This window comes from Paraburkholderia sp. SIMBA_054 (genome assembly GCF_046534875.1).
Classification (GTDB): Bacteria; Pseudomonadota; Gammaproteobacteria; order Burkholderiales; family Burkholderiaceae; genus Paraburkholderia; species Paraburkholderia hospita.
In genome coordinates this window covers 1-275 of the sequence record NZ_JAWRXV010000699.1, presented here as the reverse complement: position 1 = coordinate 275, position 275 = coordinate 1, and the positions used below count along the sequence as shown (strand labels likewise).

The 275-nt window shown below is 51.3% G+C and carries 1 protein-coding gene; it reads right to left on the bottom strand.

Going from position 1 to position 275, the window contains the following annotated elements:
* On the bottom strand, window positions 1-215 hold a 215-nt coding region (locus SB822_RS56900; protein ID WP_410859077.1), incomplete at its 3' end, for an ATP-binding cassette domain-containing protein.
* Between the last annotated feature and the right edge of the window lie 60 nt (window positions 216-275).

Below are 275 nucleotides of genomic sequence, written 5' to 3'. Positions count from 1 at the left end.
AATGGCTCATCCAGTAAAAGAATTTCAGGGGACGTAACGAGCGCCCGGGCAATCGCCACGCGTTGGGCCATGCCTCCTGATAATTCTCTTGGGTAGAGCGCTTCACTCTCAGCTAAGCCAACACTTTTCAAATACTTTCTTGCGATGGCATTTTTGTCCTCTTTTTTTCCTTCCAGCCCGAACCTGACGTTTTCAAGAACGGTCAGCCACGGCAACAGCCTAGGCTCCTGAAAGATAAAGCCGGTTGCCTTGTGGACCTGTTTGGCCGTATCCCC